Origin of the sequence: Ensifer sp. ENS10 (genome assembly GCF_014852025.1) — a bacterium.
Taxonomy (GTDB): Bacteria; Pseudomonadota; Alphaproteobacteria; order Rhizobiales; family Rhizobiaceae; genus Ensifer.
Genome location: NZ_JACVAS010000001.1, coordinates 842,213 through 854,903, shown reverse-complemented (window position 1 = coordinate 854,903; position 12,691 = coordinate 842,213). Strand labels below are relative to the sequence as shown.

Annotated in this window: 10 protein-coding genes; 5 read left to right on the top strand and 5 right to left on the bottom strand. The window is 63.9% G+C overall.

Features of this window, described 5'->3' with window-relative positions; genetic code table 11:
- The first annotated feature begins 78 nt into the window (after positions 1-78).
- The 3 genes from dxs to IB265_RS04075 all read left to right on the top strand — a co-directional run bounded on the left by dxs (position 79) and on the right by IB265_RS04075 (position 4,293).
- The gene (dxs, locus tag IB265_RS04085) at positions 79-1,992 is read left to right on the top strand and encodes a 1-deoxy-D-xylulose-5-phosphate synthase (RefSeq protein WP_057250732.1); all 1,914 of its coding nucleotides are present in this window, start codon (positions 79-81) and stop codon (positions 1,990-1,992) included.
- Positions 1,993-2,275: 283 nt separating this feature from the next.
- Positions 2,276-3,046 carry a TlyA family RNA methyltransferase gene (locus IB265_RS04080; protein ID WP_057250733.1) on the top strand — a complete coding sequence of 257 codons (771 nt, stop codon included), beginning with the start codon at positions 2,276-2,278 and terminating at the stop codon, positions 3,044-3,046.
- Entirely contained in the window at positions 3,043-4,293 is a 1,251-nt protein-coding gene (locus IB265_RS04075; RefSeq protein ID WP_057250734.1) for a class I SAM-dependent RNA methyltransferase, read from the top strand. Before IB265_RS04080 ends, IB265_RS04075 begins: the two co-directional genes overlap by 4 nt.
- Positions 4,294-4,462: 169 nt before the next feature.
- Here IB265_RS04075 and mcpU read toward each other — a convergent pair whose 3' ends face one another.
- The 3 genes from mcpU to IB265_RS04060 all read right to left on the bottom strand — a co-directional run bounded on the left by mcpU (position 4,463) and on the right by IB265_RS04060 (position 9,456).
- Positions 4,463-6,529: a methyl-accepting chemotaxis protein McpU gene (gene mcpU / locus IB265_RS04070; protein WP_244495603.1), complete on the bottom strand. Its 2,067-nt coding sequence runs from the start codon at positions 6,527-6,529 to the stop codon at positions 4,463-4,465.
- A 381-nt stretch (positions 6,530-6,910) separates the two neighbouring features.
- The gene (locus tag IB265_RS04065; RefSeq protein ID WP_057250737.1) at positions 6,911-7,663 is read right to left on the bottom strand and encodes a crotonase/enoyl-CoA hydratase family protein; all 753 of its coding nucleotides are present in this window, start codon (positions 7,661-7,663) and stop codon (positions 6,911-6,913) included.
- 11 nt (positions 7,664-7,674) lie between these two features.
- Complete coding sequence (locus tag IB265_RS04060) at positions 7,675-9,456, bottom strand: acyl-CoA dehydrogenase (protein WP_057250739.1); 1,782 nt, start codon at positions 9,454-9,456, stop codon at positions 7,675-7,677.
- A 187-nt stretch (positions 9,457-9,643) separates the two neighbouring features.
- Here IB265_RS04060 and IB265_RS04055 point away from each other — a divergent pair, with 187 nt between their 5' ends.
- Positions 9,644-10,633 (top strand): transporter, encoded by a 990-nt coding sequence (locus IB265_RS04055; RefSeq protein WP_057250741.1) that lies wholly within the window; start codon positions 9,644-9,646, stop codon positions 10,631-10,633.
- 47 nt (positions 10,634-10,680) lie between these two features.
- Here IB265_RS04055 and IB265_RS04050 read toward each other — a convergent pair whose 3' ends face one another.
- Together IB265_RS04050 and IB265_RS37290 are read right to left on the bottom strand one after the other, a co-directional pair.
- Positions 10,681-11,133 (bottom strand): BA14K family protein, encoded by a 453-nt coding sequence (locus IB265_RS04050; protein WP_057250743.1) that lies wholly within the window; start codon positions 11,131-11,133, stop codon positions 10,681-10,683.
- Between the two features lie 171 nt (positions 11,134-11,304).
- A complete protein-coding gene (locus IB265_RS37290; RefSeq protein ID WP_255570933.1) occupies positions 11,305-11,436 on the bottom strand; it encodes a hypothetical protein in 132 nt (43 codons plus the stop codon).
- A 103-nt stretch (positions 11,437-11,539) separates the two neighbouring features.
- Here IB265_RS37290 and IB265_RS04045 point away from each other — a divergent pair, with 103 nt between their 5' ends.
- Positions 11,540-12,691, top strand: a complete 1,152-nt coding sequence (locus tag IB265_RS04045; RefSeq protein ID WP_082615826.1) for a glycoside hydrolase family 25 protein — start codon at positions 11,540-11,542, stop codon at positions 12,689-12,691.

Sequence of the window (12,691 nt, the reverse complement as noted above, 5' to 3'; positions counted from 1 at the left end):
CGGTACCACCAACTATCGCGCGCCTGACCCCACGGCGCGCATGAGGCATGCAGCGTGACACAACTGCCAACCAATCCGATGCCGGCTACTCCCTTGCTCGACAAGGTGACTTTCCCCGACGATCTGAAGAAGATCGACGACAAGGATCTGCCGCAGCTTGCCGGTGAGGTCCGAGCGGAAATGATCGACGCGGTGTCGCGCACCGGCGGCCATCTCGGCGCCGGCCTCGGCGTTGTCGAACTGACGATTGCCATCCACAAGGTCTTCAACACGCCGGATGACCGGCTGATCTTCGACGTCGGCCACCAGTGCTATCCGCACAAGATCCTGACCGGCCGTCGCGACCGCATCCGGACGCTGCGCCAGGAAGGCGGCCTTTCCGGCTTCACCCGCCGTGCCGAGAGCGAGTACGACCCCTTCGGCGCCGCCCACTCCTCGACCTCGATTTCTGCCGGCCTCGGCATGGCGGTCGCCGCCGATCTCGACGGCAAGAACCGCAACGTCATCGCCGTCATCGGCGACGGCGCGCTTTCGGCCGGCATGGCCTATGAGGCGCTCAACAATGCCGGCGCGCTCGATGCCCGACTGATCGTCATCCTCAACGACAACGACATGTCGATTGCGCCGCCGACCGGCGCGATGAGCGCCTATCTGGCACGCCTTGCCTCGGGCCGCACCTATATGGGCATCCGCGAGGTTGGTAAGAAGCTGACCGCCTATCTCGGCAAGACCGTCGACCGGGCGATCACCCGCGCTGTCGAGCATGCCCGCGGCTACGTCACCGGCGGCACGCTCTTCGAAGAGATGGGCTTCTACCATATCGGCCCGATCGATGGGCACTCCTTCGACCATCTCCTGCCGGTGCTGCGCAATGTGCGCGACAATGCCAAGGGTCCGGTGCTGATCCATGTGGTGACGCAGAAGGGCAAGGGCTATCCGCCGGCGGAAGCCGCGGCCGACAAGTATCACGGGGTCAACAAGTTCGACGTCATCACCGGCGCCCAGGCGAAGGCCAAGCCGAATGCCCCGGCCTATACCTCGGTCTTTGCCGATGCGCTGACGCAGGAAGCCGGTTTCGACGACAAGATCGTCGCCGTCACCGCCGCAATGCCGTCCGGCACCGGTCTCGACAAATTCGCCAAGGTCCATCCGTCGCGCTGCTTCGACGTCGGCATTGCCGAGCAGCACGCCGTAACCTTTGCCGCCGGTCTTGCTTCCGAAGGCTACAAGCCCTTTGCAGCGCTTTACTCCACCTTCCTCCAGCGTGGCTACGACCAGGTGGTGCACGACGTGGCGATCCAGGGGCTGCCCGTGCGCTTCCCGATCGACCGCGCCGGCTTCGTCGGCGCCGACGGTCCGACCCATGCAGGCTCCTTCGACACGACCTATCTCGCCACACTCCCCGGCTTCGTCGTGATGGCCGCCGCCGACGAGGCGGAATTGAAACACATGGTGCGCACTGCCGCCGCCTATGATGCCGGGCCGATTTCGTTCCGCTACCCGCGCGGCGAGGGCGTCGGCGTCGAAATGCCGGAGCGCGGCCAGATCCTCGAGATCGGCAAGGGCCGCGTCGTCAAGCAGGGATCGAAGGTGGCGCTGCTCTCCTTCGGCACGCGCCTTGCCGACTGTCTGCTGGCCGCAGAAGACCTCGATGCCGCCGGCCTTTCGACGACCGTTGCCGACGCCCGCTTCGCCAAGCCGCTTGACCATGACCTCATCCGCCAGCTGGCCCGTAACCATGAGGTGCTGATCACCATCGAGGAAGGCGCCGTCGGCGGCTTCGCCAGCCATGTGCTGCAGTTTCTCGCTGAAGACGGCCTGCTCGACGGCGGCCTCAAGGTCCGCCCGATGGTCATGCCCGACATCTGGATGGAGCAGGCCAAGCCCGAAGCGATGTATGCCGCCGCCGGTCTCGACCGTGCCGGCATCGTCTCTACTGTTTTCAAGGCGCTCGGCCAGAAGCAGGATATCGGCATCGGCGCTGCCGGCTGACACGAACGGCGCCCCGTTTAAAAGCAAAACCCCGGCTCTCGTCGGGGTTTTGCTTTTTGTGGATACCGTCGGAGTTCCCGTCTGCGCCATCGCTGTGTTCCCACGAGACAAAGATCTGCGGGGTTGAACCACTCGGCGGAGGCAACTGGTGTAGCGTGGCGCAGGCGGCGGACGGTAAGTATTCCCCGATTTCTTGGGTTTCCTAGCTGTTAAGCCCAAAGCGGGTCATCGCTCCGAGCGCGAGGGGCTTGCCATTGGGGCGGCAAGTCGCCATGAGAAGCACATGTCAGAAGAACGCCAGAATGAAGAACACAGAAACAGGGTGCGCCTGGATCAGTTGCTGCTCAACACGGGTCTGGTTGCCAGCCGCGCCCGCGCCCGAGACGCGATCCAGCGCGGCACCGTCAAGGTCGATGGCCGCACGGTCACCAAGCCGTCATTGATGTTCGCCGAAAGCGTGACGATCACCATTGATGACCCGGCGCAGGACTATGTCTCCCGCGCGGCGCTGAAACTTGTCGCGGCACTCGATCATTTCGCCCTCGATCCCTCGGGCGAAAGCTGTCTCGATATCGGTGCCTCGACCGGCGGCTTCACCGAAGTGCTGTTGAAGCGCGGGGCAGAGCACGTGGTTGCCATCGACGTCGGTCACGGCCAGATCCATCCGCGCATCGAAGGTGACCCGCGCGTCACCAGCATCGAGGGCCTCAATGCCCGCGCGATGACTGAGGACGACGTCGACAACCGAGAAGTCACCTTCGTCGTCTCGGACGTCTCGTTCATCTCGCTGAAGCTCGCCCTCCCCCCGGCGCTCGAGATGGCGCTTCCCGGCGCGCACTGCATCCTGCTGGTCAAGCCGCAGTTCGAGGCCGGCCGCGATGCAATCAGCAAGGCGGGGCTGCTCAAGGACCCCGACAGCGCGCCGGCCGTTGCTGCCGAACTGGAACATTGGCTTGTGGAGGACATGGGCTGGCAGAGCCTCGGCCTTATCCCCTCGCCGATTGCCGGCGGCGACGGCAATGTCGAATTCCTGCTGGCGGGCAGGAAGCCATGAGCACCGAGACCGTCACCATCAACCGGCTCGGCGCCCAGGGCGACGGTATTGCAGAAGGCCCTGACGGGCCGATCTATGCGCCCTTCACGCTGCCCGGCGAAAGTGTGGCGCTCGCGGTCAACAAGTCGCACGGCACGCTGATCTCGCTGAGGGAACCGTCACCCGAGCGCATCGAGCCGCACTGTCGGCATTTCGGGCCCGATGGTGTCAACGGCACCTGCGGCGGCTGCACGCTGCAGCATGCGTCGGACACGCTCTATCACGGCTTCAAGCGCGATCTGGTGATCGCCGCCCTGAAGTCGAAAGGGCTCACACCCGAGGTGGCGCCGCTCATCACCGCCGAGCCCGGCCAGCGCCGCCGCGCGGTCTTCACCGCCCGCAAGACCGAGAAGGATCTGCTTCTCGGCTTCAACCAGGCGGAAAGCCACCATATCGTCGCGATCTCGGAATGTCCGATCGCGAGCCCGGGTATCGTCTCGAAGCTCGCCACCATTGCCAAAGTCGGCGCGGCCATGGCCGTCAATGCCGAGCCGTTCCGCATCACCGTGCTCGAAACGCTCTCCGGCCTCGACCTCTCGGTCGATGGCATCAAGAAGCTCGACGACCGCGAGCGCCGCCGCACGGTCGAAGCCGTGCTCGGCGAGCGCGGCATCGCCCGCGTCAGCCTCAATGGCGAGATCATTGTCGAGCCGGTGAGACCGGTGATCGATTTCGGCGGTGTTTCCGTTTCGCCACCGCCCGGCAGCTTCACCCAGGCGACGGCGCAGGCCGAAGAGACAATGGCGAAGCTGGTGCTCGACCATCTCGGCAAGTCCAAGCGCGTCGCCGATCTCTTTGCCGGCTGCGGCACCTTCGCTCTGCGCATCGCTCGCAAGGCGCGCGTCCATGCGGTCGAGGGCGAGGACAAGGCGCTGAAGGCGCTCGATTTCGCCGCGCGCAACACGCAAGGGCTGAAGCCCGTGACGATCGAAAAGCGCGACCTCTTCCGCCGCCCGGTCATGGCGCAGGAGTTGAAGGTCTTTGACGCGATCGTCTTCGACCCGCCGCGCGCCGGCGCAGAGACGCAATGTCACGAGATCGCCCGCTCCGGCGTCAAGAAGATCGTGGCCGTTTCCTGCAATCCGGTCACGCTTGCGCGCGACCTCTCGATCCTGACAATTGCCGGCTACCGCATCACCTCGGTGACGCCGATCGACCAGTTCCTCTGGTCGTCTCATGTCGAGGCGGTGGCAACACTGGAGAAATAAGACAAGGCCGAGAAGTCGGCGGACGGCGTCAAGAACACCCCAATGACAAGGGCCCGGTTTCCCGGGCCTTTGTCATGTCAGGCTTGAAGCACTTGCGACACCGATTCACGACAGTGGTCTTATCGCTTTGTTATTGCAGCGTTCTGTCGATGGCCACGCTGAGCTCCGCTCAAGCCGCGCGACGACGGCCACCACTTACCGTCGGCACTTCGCCGAGGTTGAACTGGGCGAGCAGCGCATTGAGCGAAGCGGCTTCGGAGGCGAGACCATGGCTTGCCGCCGTCTGCTCTTCCACCATCGCCGCGTTCTGCTGGGTGCCCTGGTCCATGGTGTTGACGGCCGTGTTGATCTCCTGAAGACCCGTCGACTGTTCGCGCGTCGCCGTGACGATTGCGCTCACGTGCTTGTTGATCTCCTGGACTTCGGCGACGATCGTCTCCAACGCCTTGCCGGTATCGCCGACGAGCGTCACGCCGTTGCGCACCTGGTTGCCCGAGGTGGTGATCAGCGCCTTGATCTCCTTGGCGGCATTGGCCGAACGCTGGGCGAGTTCGCGCACTTCCTGGGCGACGACGGCGAAACCCTTGCCGGCCTCGCCGGCACGGGCCGCTTCGACGCCGGCGTTCAGCGCCAGCAGGTTCGTCTGGAAGGCGATGTCGTCGATGACGCCGATGATGTTGGAGATTTCGCCCGAAGACTTCTCGATCGCGTGCATCGCCTCGACAGCGTTCGCAACGACTTCGCCTGATTTCTCGGCGCCGGCACGGGTGCGGGCAACGAGAGCGCCGACTTCCTCGGCCCGGCGGGCGGAATCCTTGACGGTCGTGGTGATCTCTTCCAGAGCAGCAGCAGTCTCTTCGACCGAGGCTGCCTGCTGCTCGGTGCGGCGGGCAAGATCGTCGGCGGCCGAGCGGATTTCCGTTGCACCGGCATCGATGCCTCGGGCGTTGGCGCCGACAGCGCGGAGCGTGTCGTGCAGCTTGGCGACCGAGTTGTTGAAGTCGGCCCTTAGACGGTCAAGGCGATCGGCAAACGGGTTGTCGATCCGGTAAGCGAGATCGCCTTCGGCCAGGCGGCCGAGGCCGGACGCCAGACCATCGACAGCCTGCTGGATTTCCGCCGCATCCCGCGCCTTCTGCGCCTCGCGCTCCAGACGTTCACGTTCCGACAGCGAACGGTTCGCATCCGCTTCGCTTTCGAGACGGGCACGCTCGACGGCATTCGCCTTGAAGATGGCGACGGCCGCGGCCATCGAGCCGATCTGGTCGGTACGCTCTTCGCCGGGAATTTCGACGTTGTGGTTGCCCGAAGCGAGCTTCTCCATCGCGCCGGTCATCTCCGTCACCGGACGGATGACCAGACGGTTGAGGAAGGTCGCAAGGAAGACCAGCATCACGCCGACGGCCAGGATGGTGGCGATGGTGGCGGCGATGCGGAACTGGTCGATCGCCGAGTAGGCGGCGTCGGCATCAATGACGAAGCCGACATACCATTCGACCGACGGCAGACCCTGGACCGGAACGAAGCTCACCAGCATCGGCTTGCCGCCGAGCTCGGTGTTCATGATGCCGGAGCCGATCGTCGGCGTGTCGATCGGGAAGGCGTCGGTGAGCGACTTTGTGACGAGCTTGGCATCCGGATGCACGAGGATCTGGCCGTCCTTGCTGGCGAGGAAGGCGAAGCCTTCACCGCCGACATCGACGCCCTTGATCATTGCCACCAGCGTATCGAGCGAAAAGTCGCTGGCCGCAACGCCATAGAGCTTGCCATCACGCTTGACCGGGACGGCGGCGCTGATGATCAGCGCGCCACTGGAGGCGTCGACATAGGGCTCGGTCAAGACGCGGGCGTCGGCCTTGACGGCCTGCTGGTACCAGGGGCGCTGGCGCGGATCGTAGCCGGCCGGCATCGGATTGTCCGGCCAGGTGATGAACTTGCCGCTTTCATTGCCGACATAGGTCGACATGAACTCGCTGGTCAGAACGTCGTTCTTCAGGATCGGCTGGATGGCGCTATCGTCCGCGACGTTGCCGGTGGCATCGGCCACCATCGCAGTCAGCGTGACGCGGCCGTTCAGCCACTTGGCGACGCTCTGGGCGGCCTGCGTGCCGGATGAGGCAATGTTCTCCTCGACGGCCTTGGTCGTGGTGCCACGCTGCAGCGTGTCGATGTAAACGGAAAAGCCGGCAAAGGCGCCGACGACGACACAGGACGCGGCAACCAGGATCCGCGTCATGAGGTTCGATCGCTTGGACAAGATGGGCTCCCAATGGGGTGCCGGCGGCTCCCGCCGGACATGAGCTCTCGATGATCTTCGCGCAGCATCCTTCGTCCGCCGGAGGGACGGAGCGCAGACGCCTGCGGGAAAACGTTGAACATGCCAGAAGGCGGAGCCAGCCATGCTTCATGCGGCTGGGGCCTCTCGAAGTGAGGATAGGCCTATCGCGCCCCACGCTAGCGATCGCTATTTAAGAACAAATTAAAATTGATCTATGCAAGTTCGCGATGCCGACGGCAACACGATCTTTACCGTGCGGCGGCTAGAACACCGCCCCCGAAAGCAAAAACGGGTGCACTGCGGCACCCGTTCTCCCACTCGCAAAAGCCTGGAGACTGCTTAGCGGCGCATGAAGGCCTCGAAGGCTGCACGCGCTTCGGCGCTCTTCAACTGCGCCGCGAAATGCTTGGCTTCCTCGTCGATGCGCGCCAGAACGTCGCTGCGGTCGCCACGGACGAGGTCGCGGGCGATGCGAAGCGCTTCCGGCGGCTTTTTGGCGAGACGGGCGGCGAGTGCCAGCGTTTCTTCTTCCACCGCGTCCTGGCCGACGATCTTCCAGATCAGCCCTGCGTCCAACGCACCTTTGGCATCGAGCGGCTCGCCCGCCGCAAGCAAGGCGAAAGCCCGCTGATGGCCCATGATGCGCGGCGCTATCAGGCTCGACGCGGCTTCCGGCACCAGCGCCAGATCGACGAAGGGCGTCTTGAACAGCGAACGTTCAGAGGAGATCGTCAGGTCGCAATGCAGATGGATCGTCGTGCCGATGCCGATCGCCAGGCCATCGACGCCCGAGACGATGGGTTTGGTTGCGGTCGCCAGCGCCTTCAGAAACTCGATCACCTCCATGCCCATGGAGCCACCCATGGCGAAGGCGAGAAAATCGGCCATGTCGTTGCCGGCGGAGAAACAACCATCGGTGCCCAGGAAGGCGGTGGCGCGCACGGCCGGATCGCTTGAGGCAACCGTCAGCGCATTGGTCATCTTCGCGTACATGTCGCGGGTGATGGCGTTCTTCTTTTCCGGCCGGTTGAAGCGGATCACCTGGACGCCGGGATAGGCTTCCGGCCGCTCGATGAGCACGTGGTCGGTCATGACAATTCCTCTCAAGCCAGAACGGCGCGGGCGACGGCCAGGCTGTCGGCGCCGTTGACGACACGATCCTTCAGGGCGGTCGTTTCCGCCAGGAGGTTTTCGGCGGTGAAGCGGCAGAGTGCGATGCGCTGGTCTTCCTTGCCGTCAGCCACTTCGGCCAGACCGCCCTTCGCCAGATAGGCGCCGCTCAGCGTCAGGCCGAACAGGCGCTGATAGGCCGTCGCGCCAGCGAGCGCTTCGGCGAGCTTGCCGCCGGCGACGGCCGCGATCAGCCACTCCGTCGCAGCCGAAAGATCATCCAGTGCCGCATCAAGGCGCGCCGCCGTCTCGCCGAAACCATTCCGGTTCGAGGCGCGCACGGCCTGCGCGATCTCGCGCAGTTCGCCGATGAAGCCGCGCACATGCGCGCCGTCGGAGAGCGGCAGCTTGCGGGTGACGAGATCGATCGCCTGGATGCCGTTGGTGCCCTCGTAGATCGGGGCGATGCGGGCGTCCCGCAGGTAGCGGGCGGCACCGGTTTCCTCGATAAAGCCCATGCCGCCATGCACCTGGATGCCCATCGAGGCGACGTCGACGCCGGCGTCGGTCGAGAAGGACTTGGCAATCGGCGTCAGCAGGCTGGAGCGCTCCTGCCAGTATTTTGCTTTTTCGCCTTCAGCCGCATGCGCCATGTCGACGGCGTGGGCACAGGCATAGGAGATCGCGCGCGACCCTTGCGTCAGCGCCTTCATCGTCAGAAGCGTGCGGGCGACATCGGGATGCTCGATGATCGGGCTCATGCCCTGCCCCGTCCAGCCGGGCGCTTTGCCCTGGGTGCGTTCCTTGGCAAAGGCGATCGCCTTCTGGGTGGCGGCGTCTGCGATGGCGACGCCCTGCATGCCGACGGCGAGACGCGCATTGTTCATCATGGTGAACATGCAGGCGAGACCGCGGTTTTCCTCGCCGATCAGATAGCCGATCGCGCCCTTCTCTGCGCCGAACTTGCCGTCGCCGTAGATCATCGTGCAGGTCGGCGAACCGTGGATGCCGAGCTTGTGTTCGAGCGAATGGCAGAAGAGGTCGTTGCGTTCGCCGAGCGAACCGTCATCCTTGACCAGGAACTTCGGCACCAGGAAGAGCGAAATACCCCTCGTCCCCGCCGGCGCGTCGGGAAGCCGGGCGAGCACCAGATGGACGATGTTGTCGGTGAAGTCGTGTTCGCCCCAGGTGATGAAGATCTTCTGGCCGAAGATGCGGTAGGTGCCGTCGTCGCGGCGCTCGGCGCGGGTCTTCAGCACGCCGAGATCGGAGCCGGCATGCGGCTCCGTCAGGTTCATCGTGCCGGTCCATTCGCCGGAAACCATCTTCGGCAGATAGGTGGCTTTGAGCGCTTCCGAGCCGTGCTTTTCCAGCGCCTCGACGGCGCCCATGGTGAGTGTCGGACCAAGCGCGAATGCCATGGAGCCGGCGTTCCACATCTCCATGGCGGCGACATGCAGCATGTGCGGCAGGTTCTGGCCGCCGAATTCTTCCGGAGCCGTCAGCCCGTTCCAGCCGCCAGCGATCCAATTGTGATAGAGGTCACGCCAGCCATCCGGCGTCTCGACCTTGCCTTCGACGAGACGCGAGCCCTGGCGGTCGCCGACGTCACCGAGGGGCGCCACCTCCTCCGTCGCGAATCGGCCCGCTTCCGACAGGATGGCATCGACCAGATCTTCGCCGAGGTCGCCGAGCGCACCCGATTGCAGCGCGTCGCCCATGCCTGCCACGTGTTTCAGCGTAAACGCGATCTCGTCGACGGGTGCCTTGTACATGATGATCCTCCCAGATAGTCAGGTCGCGCAGGGCGCATCCTCGTTGCGCCGAACACTATTGATTTTTACGTAAACGTCAACGTCAATCCCGCACTCCTTGATGAACGCGGGGCGCTTCCAACTGTAACAAAACTGTCATCAACGGCGCATAGAAGCCAAGGCATAAGGCTTTTGCCAAGGCGTTCAGATGAACCTGATTTCCCCCGAAATACCCGGCATCGTCTGGGCCTATCGTTTCCTGCCAGGCGAAAGCCGCTGCCAGCGCATCGCCACCGACGCTTCGGTCGACAGCCTGCTGACTGGCGAAGGATGGGTCTGGGTTCATCTGGCGCTCTCCGATGCACGCACGCCTGCCCTCATCGAGCGGATCGGCAACCTTCCGCCACTCGCGGTCACCGCGCTGACCAGCCACGACACGCAGGCCGCGATTACGGTTTCGGATGATATCGTACACGGCACACTCGTCGACTTCGAGCGCACCTTCGATGCCGTGACCAAGACGATCGGCTGGCTGCATTTCGCCGTCAGCGACCGGATCATCATCACCACACGCCTGCATCCGCTGCGCAGCATCGACCGCGTCAAGGCGGCGGTGGAGAAGAGCACGAAATGTGCCCGCCCGATCGACCTCTTCGAGATGATCGTGATCGAGTTCCAGCGCACATTGATCTCGCTGGTTCTGGAATTGACCGAGGAACTGAACGTCATCGAGGATCATGTCTATGGCGCCGCCGGACATCGCCAGCAGCCGGGGCTTGCGCCGCTCCGCCGCACGGTGGTGCGGCTTCATCGGCATCTGCGCACGATCCTGGCTTTGCTGAGGCGGGCGGCCGCCTCGGATGAAGACGAGGTGCCCCCCGGTTTCATCGACGTTGCCGAGCGGCTTTCCGACCGGCTCGAGGCGGTCGACCGCGACGTCTTCGCTTTGCAGGAACGGGCACGACTGCTGCACGAAGAAATCGACAGCAAGATCTCCTCGGAAACCAACCGCCACCTCTACATCCTGTCGCTGATGACCGCATTCCTGCTGCCGCCGACGCTCGTGACCGGTTTCTTCGGCATGAACACCGGGGCGCTCCCCTTCGCCGATGGCAGCGGCACGCTCTATGCCGCGCTGTTCATCGCGTTTTCCATGGGCTTTGCCTGGTGGATCCTCAGGCGGATCGGGATTCTTTGAATGTCAGAGAAGAGGCCGGCGGCGAAAGCCCCCGGCCCTGCTCACCCTTAGCTATAGGGCGAATAGCACTGCTGGCGCGGGCCGCCATAGGGCTGATAAGTATTGTCATAGGCCCTGTAGGACCGGTACCGGTTGGCGCACCATTGCACATGGCGGCTGCCATAGACGGGAGCCGGACGCTCGTAGCGCGGAGGCTGGGCGATTGCCCCGCCGATGATCACGCCGGTGCCGAAGGCGGCCATCGGGTACCACCAACCGTTATAGTAACGGTATCCCGGACGGCGGTAGTTATAACCGCGGTAGCCATTGTAGTAGTAATAGTTGCCGCGGCGTTCATACCCCGGCCTGCGATACTGAACGTTCGTCGCGTCGTTCTGCCGCTCGACGCGCGGCGGCGTCGGCATGAACGCCTGCGACGGGGCCGCGGACGTCATCAGGACTGCCACGGCAATGATCGAAGAAAACCACCGGCTCTTCCCGGTCTTCAGCAAAGTCTTCATCAAAACCTCCATAACCGAATCCACGCTCCGCAGGGTGCCGAAAAATCGGGCAACCACGGGAACTTCAGCCTCTGCGTGATTTCACCCGGTTCGCTGCAAACCGGGGATGACCCTCAGCCGGGAAATCCGAAGCCAACCAGCAACGCATAAGTCACCGGTTTTGTTCCATCTTCAGGCATCGCGGCTGCTGCGGATCAGCAGCTGCAGATCGGCAGCAGTGACGGCTTTGGCGCATTCGTTCATCCGCCTGTCGGCGTCGAAGGCATCACGCGACACACCAATATTATGCAAGGCATTGCTCATATACAGCCGGAGGTCGGTATACTTTCGCGCGCCGCTCCAGCACAGTCCGCCTCGGGGGCTGGGATTTACGATACATTAACGATACTGTCGGCAATCTCAGAGAATGGCAAAGCGGTATATCTCCACCACAGGGATGATTCTGCGCCTCGCGACCTTTCTAGGTCTGGCTTTCGCGGCGGCGATCGCACGCGCCGGTGAACTGGAGCCCTGGAAGACCAAGTCCAACGCCATCATCGTCGATGCCTATGAGATGAACAGCATCGACTGGGAAACGATGCTTGCGGACAAGCGCATCTCCGGCTTCATCGCCAAGGCCTCCGACGGCCTGCCCGAAAGCTTCTCCTGCACCGGCGACCACAACGGCGACACCTTCAACCACTGCAAGACCATGTGGCGCAAATACGCAGTCAGCCGCGAGCTCTACCAGACCCGACGCATGATCGCCCGCACGCACGGGCTGCTGTGGGGTGCCTACCATCTCGCCCGTCCCGGCAATCCCGTCGACCAAGCAAACCATTTCCTCGACTACGCCGAGCCGCGCGACGACGAGTTGATGGTTCTCGATCTCGAGGGCATCGATGCCGAGAAATACATGTCGCTAGAGGATGCCGCGATCTTCGCCGGCCACGTCAAGACCCGCACCGGACGTTATCCGATCCTCTATACCAACCACATCACGGCCAAATATATCGCCGCGCACCGCGCCAAGCACCGGCTGCTGTCGCGCCTGCCGCTCTGGTACGCGCGCTACAAGCCGGATATCCGCCAGGTCTTCCCGATGGGCAATTGGGAAAGCTATGCGTTGTGGCAGTTCTCGTCCGGCATCAATTGCGGCAAGCGGCGTTGCCCCTACCGGGTGCCGGGGACGCTCGACGATATCGACGTGAATGTCGCTGCAATGTCGCCGCTGGCGCTGAAAGCGATTTGGGCGCAGGGTGCCTTGCTGCCTGAAAAGCCATTGCCGCTCGCCCTCGTCGCTCAAGCCGAGCAAGGGACGGGCATGCACGCGGTCGCACGGGCGACCGCAACGCTTAGCGAGCCGCTGCTTGTCAGCCGTGCCGGTGCCACGAGCGGCGCCGGCAGCGGCGTCGACATGTTGGTGACAGGCTCGATCGACTTCGCTCGCCACGAGCGCGCCCTACAGGTGGCGGTCGCCGCCGATGATGCGGCACAGGGCGGTTGTGGCAGCGCAGTTGCCAATGCCGACACGCTACGGCGCGTTGCAATCAAGCCTGCGCCCTGCAACACGCCCTGA

Excerpts from the sequence above, each read along its gene's own strand:
- dxs (WP_057250732.1), top strand. The coding sequence starts at position 79 with ATGCCGGCTACTCCCTTGCTCGACAAGGTGACTTTCCCCGACGATCTG.
- IB265_RS04080 (WP_057250733.1), top strand. The coding sequence starts at position 2,276 with ATGTCAGAAGAACGCCAGAATGAAGAACACAGAAACAGGGTGCGCCTG.
- IB265_RS04075 (WP_057250734.1), top strand. The coding sequence starts at position 3,043 with ATGAGCACCGAGACCGTCACCATCAACCGGCTCGGCGCCCAGGGCGAC.
- mcpU (WP_244495603.1), bottom strand. The coding sequence starts at position 6,529 with ATGACGCGGATCCTGGTTGCCGCGTCCTGTGTCGTCGTCGGCGCCTTT.
- IB265_RS04065 (WP_057250737.1), bottom strand. The coding sequence starts at position 7,663 with ATGACCGACCACGTGCTCATCGAGCGGCCGGAAGCCTATCCCGGCGTC.
- IB265_RS04060 (WP_057250739.1), bottom strand. The coding sequence starts at position 9,456 with ATGTACAAGGCACCCGTCGACGAGATCGCGTTTACGCTGAAACACGTG.
- IB265_RS04055 (WP_057250741.1), top strand. The coding sequence starts at position 9,644 with ATGAACCTGATTTCCCCCGAAATACCCGGCATCGTCTGGGCCTATCGT.
- IB265_RS04050 (WP_057250743.1), bottom strand. The coding sequence starts at position 11,133 with ATGAAGACTTTGCTGAAGACCGGGAAGAGCCGGTGGTTTTCTTCGATC.
- IB265_RS37290 (WP_255570933.1), bottom strand. The coding sequence starts at position 11,436 with ATGAGCAATGCCTTGCATAATATTGGTGTGTCGCGTGATGCCTTCGAC.
- IB265_RS04045 (WP_082615826.1), top strand. The coding sequence starts at position 11,540 with ATGGCAAAGCGGTATATCTCCACCACAGGGATGATTCTGCGCCTCGCG.